Origin of the sequence: Acaryochloris sp. CCMEE 5410 (genome assembly GCF_000238775.2) — a bacterium.
Lineage (GTDB): Bacteria > Cyanobacteriota > Cyanobacteriia > Thermosynechococcales > Thermosynechococcaceae > Acaryochloris.
Map to the genome: position 1 here is coordinate 3326366 of NZ_AFEJ02000001.1, position 14278 is coordinate 3340643.

General features: G+C 42.9%; 10 protein-coding genes. 5 read left to right on the forward strand and 5 right to left on the reverse strand.

Annotation, left to right across the window (positions count from 1 at the left end; translation table 11 throughout):
• Positions 1-68 precede the first annotated feature (68 nt).
• Positions 69-1280 (reverse strand): polysaccharide deacetylase family protein, encoded by a 1212-nt coding sequence (locus ON05_RS15235; protein WP_010473243.1) that lies wholly within the window; start codon positions 1278-1280, stop codon positions 69-71.
• A 923-nt stretch (positions 1281-2203) separates the two neighbouring features.
• On the opposite strand from ON05_RS15235, the gene ON05_RS15240 reads away from it, so the two are divergent.
• Positions 2204-3622: an oligosaccharide flippase family protein gene (locus ON05_RS15240; RefSeq protein WP_010473242.1), complete on the forward strand. Its 1419-nt coding sequence runs from the start codon at positions 2204-2206 to the stop codon at positions 3620-3622.
• Positions 3623-3737: 115 nt separating this feature from the next.
• Here the strand turns inward: ON05_RS15240 and ON05_RS15245 are convergent, their stop codons facing one another.
• Entirely contained in the window at positions 3738-5180 is a 1443-nt protein-coding gene (locus tag ON05_RS15245; protein WP_050857461.1) for a hypothetical protein, read from the reverse strand.
• 1382 nt (positions 5181-6562) lie between these two features.
• Between ON05_RS15245 and ON05_RS15250 the strand changes: the two genes are divergently transcribed.
• Positions 6563-7213 (forward strand): Crp/Fnr family transcriptional regulator, encoded by a 651-nt coding sequence (locus tag ON05_RS15250; protein ID WP_050857467.1) that lies wholly within the window; start codon positions 6563-6565, stop codon positions 7211-7213.
• Here the strand turns inward: ON05_RS15250 and ON05_RS15255 are convergent.
• Positions 7210-9279: a dynamin family protein gene (locus tag ON05_RS15255; RefSeq protein WP_029315187.1), complete on the reverse strand. Its 2070-nt coding sequence runs from the start codon at positions 9277-9279 to the stop codon at positions 7210-7212. The two genes, ON05_RS15250 and ON05_RS15255, sit on opposite strands and share 4 nt — an antisense overlap.
• Before the next feature lie 200 nt (positions 9280-9479).
• Here ON05_RS15255 and ON05_RS15260 point away from each other — a divergent pair, with 200 nt between their 5' ends.
• From ON05_RS15260 to ON05_RS15270, 3 genes are all read left to right on the forward strand, one after another.
• Positions 9480-9923 carry a hypothetical protein gene (locus ON05_RS15260; RefSeq protein ID WP_010473236.1) on the forward strand — a complete coding sequence of 148 codons (444 nt, stop codon included), beginning with the start codon at positions 9480-9482 and terminating at the stop codon, positions 9921-9923.
• 147 nt (positions 9924-10070) lie between these two features.
• Entirely contained in the window at positions 10071-10415 is a 345-nt protein-coding gene (locus ON05_RS15265) for a helix-turn-helix transcriptional regulator (RefSeq protein ID WP_010473234.1), read from the forward strand.
• Positions 10405-10920 carry an SRPBCC domain-containing protein gene (locus ON05_RS15270; protein ID WP_010473232.1) on the forward strand — a complete coding sequence of 172 codons (516 nt, stop codon included), beginning with the start codon at positions 10405-10407 and terminating at the stop codon, positions 10918-10920. The genes ON05_RS15265 and ON05_RS15270 overlap by 11 nt, the downstream gene beginning before the upstream one ends.
• A gap of 135 nt (positions 10921-11055) precedes the next feature.
• Here ON05_RS15270 and ON05_RS15275 read toward each other — a convergent pair whose 3' ends face one another.
• Positions 11056-13359 (reverse strand): GUN4 domain-containing protein, encoded by a 2304-nt coding sequence (locus tag ON05_RS15275; RefSeq protein ID WP_010473230.1) that lies wholly within the window; start codon positions 13357-13359, stop codon positions 11056-11058.
• Positions 13360-13497: 138 nt separating this feature from the next.
• Entirely contained in the window at positions 13498-13908 is a 411-nt protein-coding gene (locus tag ON05_RS15280; protein ID WP_010473228.1) for an endonuclease domain-containing protein, read from the reverse strand.
• Between the last annotated feature and the right edge of the window lie 370 nt (positions 13909-14278).

Here is a 14278-nt window from a genome sequence, read left to right on the forward strand (position 1 = left end):
ATTTTTTAAATCATCTAGAAAATTTTTATTAGTTTCAGATTTAAAGTTAACATGTGTCCCCACAGTGGCTAGTGTTTTATAAATCTAGTGCGAAATTTATCGACAAATAGTTGATGAAACTTCTTGCATTTATGACCCGGCAATAAAAAGATGAAGTCATCATTCAGCCTCACAATTTGATGAGGATCATCTCCTACCCGATTAGTAGGCTTGCCGTCAATAAAGCCCCAGTAGCTACATTTATATCCAGCTTCTTTAGAAAGTTTAACAGCTAACGGACTACCAACATAATAGGGATAGCATAACTGATCAACTTCGTTATTAGGAAGCTTTTCTTGTATCAACTGTTTTGACGAAAGTAAATCATTGAATATTTCTTTTTCTAGATCTTCTGTGGTTTCATAATGACCTTGATTATCATGTTGATTCTTAAAGTCTTTTACCACTTTATATAAGGACTTTCTCCAATTCTTTTGGAGAAAGAAATCTTTTCCTCCACTATTACGAACAAATGTAGTGCAGTGTAATCGGAGATTTTCATCATCAACATAACGTTTTTTACCACCCATTCTTGGTGAATATTCATATATGGGTGTTCCAAATTCTAATTGCCTATCCCATCTCTCATGGCCATTACTTTTAACAATCGGTACATTATGATTCCCAATAGCATAGTCAAAGGATGGATTCAAAAAGTCAATAATTTTGGATGATGTATGAACTTGAGAATGGTATAGGGTGTGAGACTGAAAGTCGAATACACCAGATTGATACATGATAGAAATTTCTTCCCATGTACAATATGGCTCAGAAGAGCGTTCACGCTGTATCAATAAGTCATGATCAACTTGTCCAGACCAAACATCTTCCAAATTATGATAGTTACGGCTTGATGACTGAATCAAGCCAGGAATTAAGAAGCATGTAGCATACATGCCATATTTCTTGAGCAGTGGATAAGCAAAGGTCCATAAACTGCCCCAACCATCATCAAAGGTCAATAGAACTGAACGTCTAGGTATCGGCTTATTAGCCAAGATAATCTCTAAAAACTCAGCTGCTTTAAGCGTTTGATAATGATTTTCCTTTAAATATTTGAGTCTTTGCTCAAAAACCTCAGGCGCTACCGCATGAAAGGTAAAAACCGGTATTTCATCAATAACTTCTGAGGTACTATCAAAAATAAAGCTTGGATATGAACCTTGAAAATAAGCTTTGACCTCTGGAATATTTTTTCTATATATATTTTTTAATTTAAGAGATGTTGAACGGATATTCATTGTTAATCCAAAAGAAAAATTAATTTTTTAAATCCAAAAATATCAAAACAAGTTAACAAACATTCCTTCTCTCAATATCATCTTATTTCGATTATGCTAAATAAGAAATCTGGACAATCACAGATATCAATTTATAGCTTTTATCTACTACTACAAGCGACCACGATGGTTAATAGCTATTGAGCATTAAATATTACTTTAGTCATTTAATATTGATATATATACTTTTTGATTTAGACCAGTCTTGAGAACAGTCGGACGACTGCGTTATATCTTTTAGTCGAATTAGCGCAAGTAAACTACACCTAGCACGATACAGTAAGTAGCTGTATCCATTTACTCATTTCAACGCTGCAGAGGTAGGACAAAGTCATATATATCCCACATTAAACGTATACATTGTCTTTTTACCCATAAACGATCTCAAACGTCAGGCTAGTATATTATCTTAGCAAACTGCTTATTTTATCAGCTTCAAGGAAAATTGCCCTATTTCGTAAAACCCTTAGCTGCAAAACCTAATCTTACTCAACCACCAGAGCCTTAACCTAAAGCCTGCTAAACATTCATATGACCGTCGAATATCTTATTCTTATATAGCTTAGAGAGCTACTACAATAGCAATGGAACACGAACGGTGATCATCGACTCTCTCCTATTTTGAGAGAATGCTAAAGAATTCTCTCTCATTACTTAATTTTACATCATCGTCCAATTTTTTGAGATTACATGTCATCTATAGTCTTGAAGATCGCTTTCATTTCTGAGTTTGTCGCGCATGTCTAACGAGTCGGTTCTTGTCAAGATATGGAAGCGATAGCCTTAGCCATAGCAGAAAGTAGCACAAATAATCGTACAGTATGTATGGCTTATTGATATCTAATAGTCCAATTCTTGGTTTTTAAGGGTCAGAGGCAAATTCTTTGAAATTTATAAGAAAGATAATTAATGCTATCGATTTCTCATATTTTTTCACTTTTCTCAGTGAAGCAACTCTAGGAGTTACATTTTTACTTTACATTTTTATTGCGCGTGTTGTTGGCCCAGGGCAATATGGTATTTTCTCAGCAGCAGCTTCCCTAGGCGGGATATTAGCTTTTTTCACACAGTTTGGCTTTTCGGCTTTAATCAATCGTGAGGTTGCTAATAATCCTAAAGAAGGGGCAAAAAACACCTATTTATATTTATTTATTGAATCACTTAATTCCTTATTTATCTTACTACTGCTTTTACCGTTATCGATTGTTCTTGGGTTTCAAGACAAAGGTATACTAATTTGTTTTTGCCTCACTATTTCTGAAATTTGTAGGGGTGCAAAACAGACTGTCAGAGGTGTATATCGTGGCAACTCTCAATATAAATCTGAGACTATCTTGCTTGCATCTGAGAGAATCATTTTAGGAATAATTGCTAGTCTAGTATTAGTAATCTCTAAAGATTTATTTTTCGTCACTGCTGCCTTTGCTGGCGTACGCATTATTGATTTACTCGTAGTAATATTTATTTTAAGTCGACAATTTACTTTATTTTCAGCCATAAACTCGCAAACCGTTTGGAATGCTGTCAAAAAAGCTTATCCTTTTGCGCTTACAGGGATTCTATGGGTCGTATACTATCAAATCGATCTATTAATGCTCAATACTTTATCAACGTCTGAGCAAGTAGGTTTCTATAGTGCATCATATAGAATTTTTGAAATCTTCTTAACTCTACCCAGAATTATTTTCCTGGTATCTTTTACAAAACTGGCTCGTCATAACTTCAATGACAAGCCAAAACTCTCTACAGAGTTATTCAATTCAGTTATCTTACTAATTTTATTCGTTTTACCTTTTATTATTGCAGCTGGTTTACTATCTGTTCCATTAGTCAATACAATTTATGGCAGCAGTTTCTATGCAGCAATTCCATCTTTAATTATCCTTCTACCTAGCTTAGGGATAAAGATGTTTGGAACGTTAATTCAATATTTTTTTGAAGCAACTAATCGGGAAAAAATTTTACCGCCGCTTCTTTTGACAACTGTTATCTTCAACATTAGTGCGAATGCTATTCTTATTCCACTATGGGGTGCTCTTGGTGCAGCCTTAGCAACATTAATCAGTGAATTTATTTTCACTATATTTGGATCAACGATGCTGATTCGAATCAAATTTCATAGAATTGGTTTCACCATACTCTACATCGCACTTTTATGTCTATTAGTCTCATTAATCCCTTCCCTAATTTTTTATAAAGTCAATATTTATCTTTGTCTTGCAAGTTTTGTTATATGTGTATTGCTTATCGCTGTGATCACCAGAAAATACAAGAAATCATCCATTAAACCAAGAACACTTTGAATGTATTAGAGAAATTGCTATCACTCTTATACGTGTTCAGTAAAAACAAGAAGACTTTCCACATCATGATGAGTCAGATCATTGCTGTACTCAATCATCTGACTCATTCTTAGAACTACGGGCTATAGTAATTCCAAGTCAACTTACTACGCCGATAATATTCTTTTTCCCAAAGGGATGGGCGATCTGGGCGAGGGTTAGGTGCAGGATTTTGGTAAATTTTGAGCTCTTGGTGATTCAGGACTACTAACTCTTCTCGCCAATCTCCTGTCACATCTGCAATATATAAACGATCTGCTACTGTCTGAAACTTATCAACAAACTCTCCAGTCAAAGGCTTAAATAAACCGACATCTCCCGGTTCATGTCTTTCTTTCGCTGCTGCTAATTGCTTAGGCTCCCCTGTCCAGTGAATAGGGACAATCACTTCTACACCTTTTGTTGTCCAACCATTCGGTGCTACGTTTTCAATTTTATAAATGTCGATTAGTTTGCCCGTTGAATCAAAAACAAATGGTCTTTGGTCTTTGTAGCGACTACGACACCAAATCTCTAAACCAGGCTTCTCCAGATCAAAATCCCCAACAGCTGCATTTTGTGGTTCTTGATTTTTATAATCGGCTTGCCAAAATAATTCTTTAGTATTGTATAGAAAGATACGATTATCTCCACCCTCCTCCAATGCAACGACTTCTAAGCCAGATGAGTCAGGTTTAACATCTGCTATAAATACTGAGTCTATATGGGGAGCATTTTGCAATTTTATTGGCAGTTGAAATACAATCTCTCCTAATGAATTGACGATATTACCGCCAATCACTTCATCCTTTCCATCACCATCTAAATCGACAACTCTCGCACCATTATGGGCAGGGCTATGGAAATCATCTTGGACCCAAAGTGGCTTGGGTTTCTCAGTCTTGATTAATTCTTCTATTGAATAAGCTGCTAGGTGCTTACCCAAACGATAGTTGGTATTAGTAGTAGCTTGCAGTAGGAGATCTTTATCTCCCTCACCTCTAAAATTTACTACAACTAAATGCTCCCAGCGCTGTACCTTTTTGGGCACATTTAATTGGACAATCTTTTTTGAATTTCCATTTTCACCATCGACAATATGGAGTTTATTGTCTGATGACAAAAATAATACTTCTATTTTTTGATCTGAATCAACATCAGCGACTTGAAGTCCTGGAGCATGAAGGCCTGGTAGACCTTGAGCCTCTGCTTTTTCTGTAACATGTATATCGACTTTCTTATCCCACAGTTTTTTACCTGTGCTATCAAAAACAGAAATCTGATTCTTTTGAGTAATAATATAATCTCGCTGATCATCATTATTTAAATCATAAGCAATTAACCCACCAGAACCATCTTCAAATTCAGGCAAGTCTAATTGAATACGGATAGGCTCTATATTTGAGTATGGTATATTTTTGCTCTTTAAATTTTCAGATTCACATCCTTGTAAAATAACCATAAAGAAAATCAGAGATAAAAGTTTATCAGTATGCTTTATCAATATTTTTACCTCTTTCTTTAAAGATATTTTGCACATGCATATGCATAACTATGCTTGCCAGACTTGAAACTGTTTAGTATCAAAAAACTCTCAAGTATTTGCACTATATGATACACCTCAGTACAGGATAAACGCTTGAGAGAGGCGATAGAGATAGGGTTTCACTAGTATCACCACTGTTCAAATGAACTCTATAATTCAATATAACGACCTCAAAAGTAGCTTCTACCCCCACCCGAATTTGTCCGCATATCCTGTTTAATCTTATGCTGGGTGGCTTGGTTCAACGTCAAAATCGTTAATCAGGGAGAATTAGCACGGTTTCTTGAAGGAAATGCCCACTCTGGCTCCAAGAATCTGCCTCCCAGTGAAAACGTTAGCAACTTTCTTTTAAGGATTATCGCCAAGCTCGTCATCAATGGAATGCCCATGCCACAGCCACGGGTGCTGAGGATTGAGCACATGATCTGGACGTTTAGCACGTACTTCCTACAAAATTCAGAGCATTGAAGAAGTTGCTTTTTCTCTGCTGCTGTGGGTATCCAAAAAGCAAGACAATTCTAATCCTGACGGAGTAATGCGGTTGGTTGAGTATTGGTAGGGTAGCTTCTGCATATCTGGCCATGCCTGTAATGATGACCGCAAATTCATTGGTCAAATATAAATACGACATGGGATGCGCAAGACCTGAACTCGTAATCACCACAAGTTCTTGCAAGCCCTTCGATTTGTATCTTGTACCTCATCGAACCATACATTCATAAACGTTCTATTGATCTAACCTGTTCACTTTATATCTTCTGTAGATATCAGCTCTAATGAGTCTAGGACATGGATCAGAAATATTATCAACGCAGTAAAATAGCCTAAAATTACTCCAGTCTCTGATCAAAGATCAAAGTTTATACCTATCCACAACTCACTATTTTTAAGGTATTGAAGTGCAAAATAAGATTTATTTTTATCTTTCAGAAGCTTATCAATCTAGTATTTAATAGGGATAAAGCTTCTTAAACTCCTATTAATAACTGAAGTGTATGAGGGATAGCGACGGATCTAATCCAAGCTTAGGCTCTAAAAGATCTACTGAGGAACTTTTGAAGATTTATGGCGTCTAACTGTTTGTATTTTTGCTGAAGAAGATAAATATGGCTCACTGTTTTTAGCCTTTTTAGGATGAAGTTCGATAACGGATAAATTCTCATCTAAACTTCACGGAGTTTTCACAGAAGCTTACTACTATCGTACTCATGTTGGTATTTGGTACTATCCCTAAATCTCATTTTTAGTGATTAGTATCATGTATCCTACATAACTTCTTGCCTCACCCTATTGTCCTCATTGCTAACTGGCATAGGCAATATTCCTCGGTGAGTCTGACGCAAAGTTTCATTCAGTTTTTCGCAGGTACGCAGCTAATGGCAGTATCAACCCCCGTCACTCCGCACTCTCTTTCAAATAACGTTACGTCCCTCTATGAAGCTCGCAGTCTATGCTTAAGACCGGGCCAAGTTGTCCCACAGCAGTCTGATCATCTCTGGCACATTGAGTCAGGATTGGTACGCACCCTTACGTGGAATGAGGAAGGTGATTTAGTCACTCTTGGACTATGGGGGGCCGGCGATTCTGTGGGTCGCTTGTTGTCTGAAGTCGCTCCTTTCCAGATGGAGTGCTTAAGCGCGGTAGAGGTGAAACCTTTGCCTTTGGCAGGGCAAGATTTGGGGGTGGTGATGCGATCGCACCTCCGCTACATGGAAGAACTCTTCAGCATCATTAGCTATAAGCGGGCACCTCAAAGGTTATTGCGCTTTTTGGATTGGCTGGGCGATCGGTTTGGCCGCCAGGTTGATCAGGGGCGAATCCTAGATTTGGGATTAACCCATCAGCTCTTGGCTGAGATTACAGGCATCACCCGAGTCACCGCCACTCGTCTGCTCAATGAATTCGAGCGGGAAGGTAAGCTGTTGCGCCTGCCCAAGCAACAAATGCTGCTGCAGTTCAACTCAGGGCATCCCGATCGAGTGACCAGCATGGCCCGACATCGCGCTAGAGGGAAACGCAACACCTAATTGAGTAGGGCGGTTAGCTGGCTGACTTGTTCAGCCATGCCTTGATCTAGCCGTTGCAGACGATCGGTCTCTTGCTCTAGCTGAATGTCTTGAGTCTCTTTTTGGGTGACCAAATAGGTGAGTTCCGTTTGGCGAGCCAGAATATCATCGTTCAAGCGCTGAATAATCTCGGTTTCGTAGGTATTAAAGCAAGACTCGACGGCTTCATACACCGCCTGCTGCTGCTCTTGGGCAATTTGGGGCAGACATTTGGCAAATTCTTGGCGAGTGGTGGTCAGGAAGGTCTGACGAACGTATTCAGCTTGCCCTGCCACTAGACCTGCGCCCGCAACAATCACTAGAAACACATTCAAAGCCATGGCTGAAAACAAAAAGCCAACCATTTGAATCACCAGGGTGACGCAGAGGGAGGTAAACACCGCCTGCATCACCCGCCGCCAAAAGGGGCTTAAACGACCCACCACCCCATTCAGGGAGTTGGGAATGGCATCTAAGACTTCAAAGACGGTGTCGGTCCAGGTTTCAGCATCATTATAGGTATGGCCTGAGGCTCCATAGGACTGGCCCAACAGTTTGGCATTAATCACCTCTACCACTTGGGTATAGGTGGCCTGATATTGGTCGGCAACGGCTTGCACCTGGGCAAAAGCGGTTTCTAGTTGCTGAGTCGCCTGGATTTCCCACTCGGCCAATTTATCCGTGAGGTAGCGTTCAAAGGCTCTCTTAAAGGACTCATGGAACTTGGCCCGGTTCTGCTTGTTGAGGAAGTCTAAAAACTCTAGATCCGGCTGGGAGACGACAAAGTCCGTTTCAAAGGTTTTTTCCAGCTGCAGCATATAGGCCCGAAATGAATCGGCAATGGATTGGGCTTCGCGATCGCGGATTTGGCGAATTTCGGTTTGAAAGTCTGTAGAGACGGCTGCGAGCTGATCGAACTCACTCTGGACGGAAGCAACTTTGACCTTCAGATTACCGATATCCTCGTCTAATAAGGGAATCCGCCGTTCAACCGCTTCATGAACATGGGCCGCCACGACCCGAGCCTGGTGCACCGCATGATTTAACTCAGCATTGGTGCGCTCGCGGGTTAAAAATTGGGTGAGGGCATCGAGAAATGCGGGGATACCCGTATCGTCTAGGGAGGCTTTGGGGTCGTGGAGTTGAGACCTTAGCGCGGGCAGCGCTGAAATTTCAAACACCCGCTGGGAATAGCGATCTTCGCCATTGACTGAACAGTAGGGGGAAAGGTGGGTTTGAAAAACTTGTCGCAGCTTGGCTTCTGCTTCGGCCAAGGCACTTTTATCCTCTGGATCGAGGAGGCTGGTTTTCACCTTATCCCAGGCATTGAGGAGGAAGAAAATGGTGAGTCCCCGATTCTGGAGAAAGTTTCGTAGATAGCGCCGCTCATCGAGGGTGCAGGGCTGGGTAGTATTGAGGACAAATAACACAGCATGACAGTCGTTGAGATAGTTGAGGACTAGCTCGTTACGGGCTTCTGTATCATTCAGGCCAGGGGTATCGACGATTTCAATCCCCTTGGCTAAGAGAGGTAGAGGATACTCGATCACCGCATGACTGACATTGGGAAAGGCTTGCTCATCCTTATCCTGTAGGGCTTTGGATTCAGACGGGTCAATGGTGTATTTCCATTTGAAGGTGGCGACATCAATCTGCTGGGGCGGGGTGTCATCGCGAAAGTGAATAGTGACTTGCTTCTGCGGACCATATTTGAGAACGCTCAAAATAGCGGTACAAGGGTTGACATCGCTGGGCAGCAGTCGTTCTCCCAAAATGGCATTGATTAGGGTACTTTTGCCGCGTTTGAGATCGCCCAATACCACTAGCCGAAAGACACCTTTCCGCAGATAGTCACTAGCGGTTTTGACAAGGGTAATCTGGCGGTCAAACCCCAATGGTCCTGAAGCCTTGGCACCATCCAGTTCTGATTGAATCAGCCCCTGAGACATTTGTTCTAAATGATCGGCAACCTGCTCGCGAACACGGCGGACTTGGTCAAAATCATCTAAATATCCCGCAGGTTGGGAGGCGTTGACAGGATTGCTCATGGATTGGCGGTTGAAAGGACTGAAGTCGGAGATAGCGAGCGCTGACCGTACCATCATAGCGATAGCCAATGGCTGATGGCGCTAACGACTCTCAGTATTCCCAGGTGGGGAGGGATGCTAGACCGCAGTGAGGGAGAACACTCATAGGATCGGATCGCGAGGCTAGACTAACGCCAGTTGTATCCATCCATTGAGGACCCATGAAGCAGTCTCTGTTTTTTGTTGGTTTTTGCTTGCTGATGACTTGTGCAGGGTGTGTCGGCTCGAAAGATCCTCAGGTCAATGTGACTGCAGCGATTGCTGACCATCTCCAAAACCAGCCCGGTCAACCCCTCGATTTAGCGACCCTTGGCTCGGATGAGTGGCAGAAGATTTGTGTGTTGAATCCCTATACGGTCAATACAGAAGGGGCAAAGATTTTAGGGTTCAACTGGGATTTTGAAAGTCAATCGTCGATTAAAGAAAATGATGGGATTGCTTTGTTGGTGTTTGTAAAGGATCAATCGGTGGTGGCGTTTGCCGAACATCCTAGGCACAAAGGAGATTTCACGAGTTTAAAACCAGCTTGCCTCAATCGAGATGATGCAGTGGTTATGCCCAAAAAAGGGACTAAGGATTGGATCTCTTTTGTGAAGGAGGAATAATTAACTGCAAAGCAGGGCAAATCAGTACCGCTTGGACTGCATCAGCCCATATGATAGAGACCTCAACTTTCCCTAAAAAACGCCATTCTAAACGGGAAAGTTTAATGTGTTGCTTGACATATTCTTATATCGGAATATATTGTGAATATGGCACGAACCAAAACTACGTTTGACCCTTTTAATGCAATTGCAGAACCGAAACGGCGAGCCCTAATTGAAGCGCTGGTCGGTCAGGAACTGACGGTGAATCAGATTGTGGAGCGGATGGGATGGAGCCAGCCGATGGTTTCAAAGCACTTGGGTGTTTTGAAACAGGTGGGGTTGGTCTCAGAACGGAAGGAGGGCCGATATCGGGTCTATAGGGTCAATGCCGATCAGTTGAAACCGATACAAGCGTGGGTAATCCAGTTTGAACGGTTTTGGAGTGACAGTCTGGATCACCTGGAAACCTATTTAGACGAAATCCAAGCAAACGAGGTGAATGATGAGTAATTCCTGCGCTGAATCGCTGCGACTCACTCGCGAGTTCAAGGCACCGAGGCAGTTGGTGTTTGAGGCTTGGACACAACCGGAGCATTTACAAAACTGGATGTTTCCAAAGCAGGGGTTTGCTTGTGAGTATGTGTCTGCGGATATTCGGGCGGGAGGGTCTTCGCTGCATAAGATGACAACGCCGAGTGGATATGAGATGTGGTTGCTGACTCAATATGAGGTGGTTAGTCCACCAGACCGTCTGGTGTTTAGGCAGTACAGTTCCAATGCGGCGGGTGAGATTGTGCCGAATACTCAAATCCCTAACTGGCCGCCAGAAATCAGGGCAACGGTGACGTTGGAGGAGGTAGGTGACAAGACGAAGTTGGCGTTTATCTGGGAACCAATTAATCCGACGGCAGAGGAAGCTGAGGCGTTTGAAGCGGCGCGTGATCAACATGGCCAAGGCTGGGGGGGTGGTCTGAACCAGCTCGAACTGTATCTTGGCAACGTATCCAAACAGTAGGTTCATGTTCACCTGCGATCTGAAACATGATGCGTCAAATTTTCGATTTGATCCGACACTCTGAGATAAACATCATCAAACAAAAGGAGTATCAGATCAAGTCGAAAGTTTGACAGCTAAATAGAGAGATGAAACTTACAATTCACGGGACTGCCTTGTGCTGCAATCTACAAGTCTTTGTGCAAGGAAAGTAGCCCAGCCAACGAGCCAATGCCCTCCGCCCCGGCCGACTGACAACACAACAGCCGGAAATTCTCCAGGAAGAGTCTTACTTATATCGAAGGTCAAGTCTGGGTATGCTCGCCAATTGCCATTACTTCTCCAACCAACACGATCACCAAACTTTTCCCACTTATCATTGTAAATTGTAGGGCTTCCACATTCTTCCCAAATTTTTTTTTGCACACTGAAACCCCATTTACCTTTGCTGTATTGCACCCACAATTGATCAACCATTTGCAGGTCTTCACAGGGAAAAGTTTTAAGGTCATTTTCACTCAACAATTGTCCATCTTCTTTCCCCACCGTGGTAATCATCAAGCGATAGGTTTCTTGATCGGCTTCATACCACTGTTGATTTTTTAGAAGTTGTTCTAAGGTTGCATAACGAGAATTTTCTACTTGGGGGGTGAGTTGTTGGAAAGCAGCTAACTCATCTGCGGTTAAATCCAGCCGCTTCGTCGTGTCTTGCTGAATGGTATAGGCCAAATCAATAGCTTCTTGATGCAAGGCTTCTCGAATGAGTGGTGTGGGATTGACCTGCGAGGCATAGAGCAAAATGGTCTGTTTCCACCAGTCATTTTTGAGGTGTTCATATAGCAATGCTTCTTGCTTGCCCTCAGCAATTTGCTTTGCTGCTAAGTACTCTTGCAAACTGAGATGAGCAAATTCGAATTCACCTGGCTCCCGCTCCACTAGAAGTTCACTAATCTGTACTACTTGCGCCAAAAAATCCTTAGATTGAACTGTTTCTTGTTGTTGTGCCAAATAAGTATCGATACAATCCACTAAGACAGAGCGATCCAAACGCTCTTCATGGGCTTCCATCATCGATAAAGCCAACCGTTGCAATATAAGCTGGGCTCCGCAATTGATTAAGCAAGTCTCCAGTTTCCGCGCTCCCGGTCGGTCTCGAAGCTGCAATGTACAAATTTCTCGATAGAGTTCAACCCGGCGTTTGGGTAACTCCACACCTGGGAATCGCCGATGAAACGTCACAATCATATTCAGCAAGAGTGGATTTTTGGCTAAATCTTTCAGCTCTTGCCGCGCTTCAATTTGGGTTAGCAGCTCCTCGGCAGCAGCTTGGGCATCATGCTCAACGTCGGGAGTTGTATCCCCGCCCCTGGCATATCGCTCTTGGCACCAATACCAATGCTCCACAAAATCGCGGCGTTGAGCTTCATTAAAATCTTGTACCCATAGACGGGTCGAGAGTTCAAGGCGATCGGCTGGGTCCTGCTCGTTATAGGCTTTAGGACGGGAAGTGACGATAAAGACTGATTTACTATAATGGCGCATCTGGTCATTAATCCATCGAGCCACTGCCGGACGTTGCCCGAAGGTAACCTCATCAAAGCCATCCAGCATTACCACTGCTTCACCTCGATTGAGCTTCTTGTGAACCCAATCCTTCGGTAAATCAGCTAACTTGTCAGAATCTGGTAAATCTGGAATATGGTGATTTTTGATCAACTCTGGTAAACTCGGCGGTTGCCCCTGAGCGAGTCGGTCCCGATGTTTCCGCAACACTAGCAAAAAAGGGACTCGTCGCGATACGCCATACTTATCTCCTTGTTGATTCATTCCATAGGTATGGGCAATATGTTTGAGCAACGTCGTTTTACCATACCCGCCCCAGGCCAGCACCACAATTTGTCGAAAGGTCACTTCTCGCTCGGTTTTTCCCAGTAAGTCCCAAATTTTGTGCCCACTAACTACATCACGAGCAGACTTTTCAAGGTGCTGATCAGGAAACTGTCGCCAACCTGCTGGTAAAGAGCTAGCATCCAACTCTAAAGGGACATAAATCTCCTCCAACAGGGGCATAAAAATACCATCATGTTGCACCACCCCTTCAGATTTCTGACGACGGCAAGCCCAAGCTTGACATCGATAATACTGTTCTTCTACGCCACTAACTTTAGCAATGCCATGATCAATCGCTTTATTGGCGGCTTCTCCTGCTTTTGTTAGGCGATCTTGATTGCCCTTATGAACTGGGTTAAGCAGACTAGCTCCATAGGAAATTCCCAAACCAATCACTCCAGACGCCAAGGCTTTGGGAATATCACTATCTTTGAACAGGGACCAAAACGCACCTGCTCCACCTACCGTCACCCCACCTGTCCGCACAGCTTTAACCACAACATCCGCAATCTGGTCACTGAGAGAAACCTTAGCTTTAGATTTTGAAGTAGGTTTGTCAGTCTTGGTCATGGCTCTAGAAATATAGCGCTGTCTTTAGTACAGGACAAAACTTTATATCAGCTAGCTAGGGATATTTTTTTAAGGAGAGTACGACCTCTCACAACTAGATCCGATATTTTTCTAGTCAACAGCCTCAATTATGCCGCATTAGCCCCCTAAATCCCCCATTCTGGGGGACTTTGATTGTCCATCAATGCTTTGCTCGCTCGCATATCGAATTTGCTGAAGCACATGATCTAGGTGGTGCATAACGTCTGAGTTATGGAATCGGATCACTCGGAAACCAAGCTGGTTGAGCTGCTCAGTACGGGCTTTATCGTATTCCACCTGCTGATTGTGGATATCGCCGTCTAGTTCAATCACTAATCGGCATTGGGGACAGTAAAAATCGACAATAAACGAACCAATGGCGTGTTGACAGCGGAATTTAAGGCCGCTGAGTTGACGTTTTTGCAGTGCTTTCCACAGCCTTTGTTCTGCAGTCGTCAGATTGAGTCTCAGTCGTCGTGCGGCGGCAACGACGGCTGGGGTCGTGCCGCGAATGCGGTGGTGTTGCATTTACTTCTCTCGCATTTTGTTACCCCCAACCCTGTCTCCCATCTAAAATCATCATAAATCTCAAAGTCCCCCAGAATGGGGGATTTAGGGTGCCAATGCAGAGTTTAACTGGGCTTCCAAAACAACTTCTCAACCCAGCTCATGATGACGACAGAGGGTGATGGCTTTCGTTTTTGTCCTGGCACTGCCTTATTGTGTTCTAGTCATCTCCTGAAGGTCTCCCATCTAGGATAATCATACATCTCAAAGTCCCCCAGAATGGGGGATTTAGGGGGCGTATGCAGGGTTTGACGAGGCTTATAAAACCATTCCTCAACATGGCTAAGGATAACGGCAGAGAGTGATGGATTCAGTGATTGTCCTGCACTGA